This window comes from Rhizobacter sp. P2_H2, assembly GCF_056403375.1.
Genome location: NZ_JBFUFP010000713.1, coordinates 1 through 2,897, shown reverse-complemented (window position 1 = coordinate 2,897; position 2,897 = coordinate 1). Strand labels below are relative to the sequence as shown.

The 2,897-nt window shown below is 70.6% G+C and carries 3 protein-coding genes; 2 read left to right on the top strand and 1 reads right to left on the bottom strand.

The annotated features are described in order from the left end of the window. Positions 1 to 155: 155 nt before the first annotated feature. The gene (locus tag AC1D15_RS25110) at positions 156 to 650 is read right to left on the bottom strand and encodes a hypothetical protein (RefSeq protein ID WP_477828119.1); all 495 of its coding nucleotides are present in this window, start codon (positions 648 to 650) and stop codon (positions 156 to 158) included. 107 nt (positions 651 to 757) lie between these two features. Here AC1D15_RS25110 and AC1D15_RS25105 point away from each other — a divergent pair, with 107 nt between their 5' ends. Further along, positions 758 to 1,864: an oxidoreductase gene (locus AC1D15_RS25105; protein ID WP_477828118.1), complete on the top strand. Its 1,107-nt coding sequence runs from the start codon at positions 758 to 760 to the stop codon at positions 1,862 to 1,864. A gap of 14 nt (positions 1,865 to 1,878) precedes the next feature. Beyond that, a complete protein-coding gene (locus AC1D15_RS25100; protein WP_477828117.1) occupies positions 1,879 to 2,703 on the top strand; it encodes an acyl-CoA thioesterase in 825 nt (274 codons plus the stop codon). Positions 2,704 to 2,897: the final 194 nt, after the last annotated feature.

Genomic DNA, 2,897 nt, shown 5'->3' with positions numbered 1-2,897 from the left:
GTGTTCAGGGCGGGCCCTGTCGAACGGCGGCAGCCCGTGCGGGGTGTCCCACGGCTGCAGCAGCGGGTTGCTGGAGTGACTGCTTGTGGCAAGGGTCATGACGGCTTCTCTCGGTCAGGGAAGAAGCCGTCGATTCTAGGGAGGCCGACCCCCGTTTACTTGCCGCCCTTGATTTGCAATTCCTCATCTTCGAAATAGCGCCGGCCATCGCAGTTGGCGATGTACGAGGCCTTGTCCGCCTGCAGCGCCTCGACCTTCGCGTTGTAGGCCTCGCTGTTGGCCTTGTAGGCCTCCACCGCCTTGTCGCGGGCGGCCAGGCGCTCGTTGAAGGTCTTGACGGCCTCGTCATTGGTCGTGTCGATCTTCTCGCGATCGGCCTTCAGCGCGTCGCCGGCAGCAGCCAGGTCGTCGCCTTCCTTCTTCAGCGCGGTCTGCAGCGGCAGCGTCTCGGCGAGCTGCGCCTTCACGCGGTCGTTCTGGGCCAGGCAGGCGCGCAGCTGTTCCTTGGTCAGGAAGGCCGCGCCGGGCTTGGCCTTGCCGAGGGTCGACTCCTTCTTCGGCTTGTCGGCGGCATGGGCCGGCAGGGCCAGCACGACAGCGATGCAGGCGGCGGACAGCCACGGGGCTGCGAGGCGGGGAGCGAAACTCATGTCCAGGGGATCCTTCAGGAAGTGCGGCGCGCATCATGCCATTGCCGCGCAGCCGGCTCCGTTACAGTGCCCCGCTCCGCCCCTCGGACATTCGCTCGAAGATCGCCATGCCCCACACCGCTTCCCCCGCCCTGCGCGTCGGCCTGATCGGCTACGGCTTCGCCGGCCAGGTCTTCCATGCACCGCTGATCGCCAGCGTCCCCGGGCTGCGCCTCGCGGCCTTCGCGAGCAGCGATGCGGCCAAGGTCGCACGCGACTGGCCGGGCCTGCCGGTCGAGGCCGATCCGCTGCGGCTGTGCGCACGCGACGACGTCGACCTGGTCGTCATCGCGAGCCCCAACGACAGCCACCACCCGTTGGCGCTCGCGGCATTGCGGGCCGGCAAGCACGTGGTGGTCGACAAGCCGTTCACCGTGACGCTCGCACAGGCGCAGGAGCTGGATGCCGTGGCGCGCGAGCAGCAGCGCGTGCTGTCGGTGTTCCACAACCGCCGCTGGGACGGCGATTTCCTGACGCTGCGCGCGCTGCTGTCGCGCGGCGAGCTGGGGCGCATCGTCGAGCTGGAGTCACGGTTCGACCGCTTCCGCCCGGTGGTGCGGCAGCGCTGGCGCGAGCAGTCGCCGGTCGGCGGCGGCCTGTGGTTCGACCTCGGGCCGCACCTGCTCGACCAGGCGCTGCAGCTGTTCGGCTGGCCGCAGTCGCTGCGGCTCGATCTCGCCCGGCAGCGCGACGGCGCCGTCAACGACGACGGCTTCGACGCCCGCCTGGCCTATGCCGGCGGCTTGCGCGTGACGCTGCGCGCCAGCGCGCTGACCGCCCTGCCCGGCCCGCGCTTCGCGGCGCACGGCACGCGCGGCAGCTTCGTCAAATGGGGGCTGGATGCGCAGGAGGATGCATTGAAGGCCGGCCAGCGGCCGCTGCCGGGCGCCGACTGGGGCGTCGACACACAGGCGGCGACGCTGAGCACCGCCGGGCCGGACGGCGAGACGCTGCAGTCCGCGCCGCTGCCCGTGCTGCACGGCGACTACCCGGCGTACTACGCCGGCGTGCGAGATGCGATCGTTGCCGGCGCACCGAACCCGGTGCCGGCTGCGCAGGCGATCGACGTGATGGCGCTGATCGAGTTGGGGTTCCGCAGCGATGCCGAGCGGCGCGAGCTGCCTGCTGTCGCCTGCGCGGCAGGCAGCGCCGCGGCCGGCACCCACAATTCCTGAACCGAAGGAACACCATGGCCGAGTTCATCCCCCTTTCCCAGCTGCTGGCGGCGCGCACGCGCGACGGCGACGCGGTGCATTTCGAGGTCAGCGACGACTGGCTGCAGGGCCGCACCTCGTTCGGCGGCCTGATCTCGACGCTGGCCGTGCAGGCGATGCGCGACGTGGCCGGCGCGGGCTGGCCGGCCGGCGTGCAGCTGCGCGCGCTGCAGACGAGTTTCATCGGCCCTGTCGCCCGGGGCCCGGTGCAGGTGGCCGTGCGGGTGCTGCGCGAAGGCAGGAACGTGCGCCAGCTGCAGGCGCAGGTGCAGCAAGGCGGCGAGACCGCGGCGCTGCTGCTGGGCGTGTTCGGCAGCGAGCGCGAGACGCTGCTGCCGGGCCTCGCGCCGGCGATGCCGTCCATCGAACGCGGGCCGGACGAGACGCCCGCGCTGCCGTTCATTCCCGGCGTGGCGCCGAACTTCATGCAGCACCTGGACATGCGCTGGGCCGAAGGCGGGCTGCCGTTCACCGGCACCGACAGCTGGCACAGCCGCATCCACCTGCGCCCGAAGGGCGAGCCGCAGCCGTTGCCGCTGGAGCTGCTGACCGTGCTGCTGGCCGACGCCCCGCCGACACCGGCGCTCAGCCGCTTCAAGCGGCCGACGCCCGCCAGTTCGGTGTCGTGGGAGCTGGAACTGCGCCCGGTCGCCCACGAATTGCCGGCCGACGGCTGGTGGCGCATCGACACCGAGGCACTCGCGGCCGCCGGCGGCTACGTGAACCAAGTCTCGAAGCTGTGGTCGCCAGGCGGTGACTTGGCAGCCCTCGGCTACCAGGTCGTGACGGTCTACGCATAACAAGGCATCAACCCCCACTTGTTCGCTTGTCATCTCAACAAGGCAGAGTGGTGGCACGAGGCGCGTGCGGGGAGTCTGTGGAGCGCCAATAAAGGCGGGTCGCCGGAGCTGGCTGGTTTCATGGCCCGCGTGCGCAGCACGCTTCGTGAACTGACTGTCGCCCACTGTTTGACCACAACGAACGAAGTGAGTGG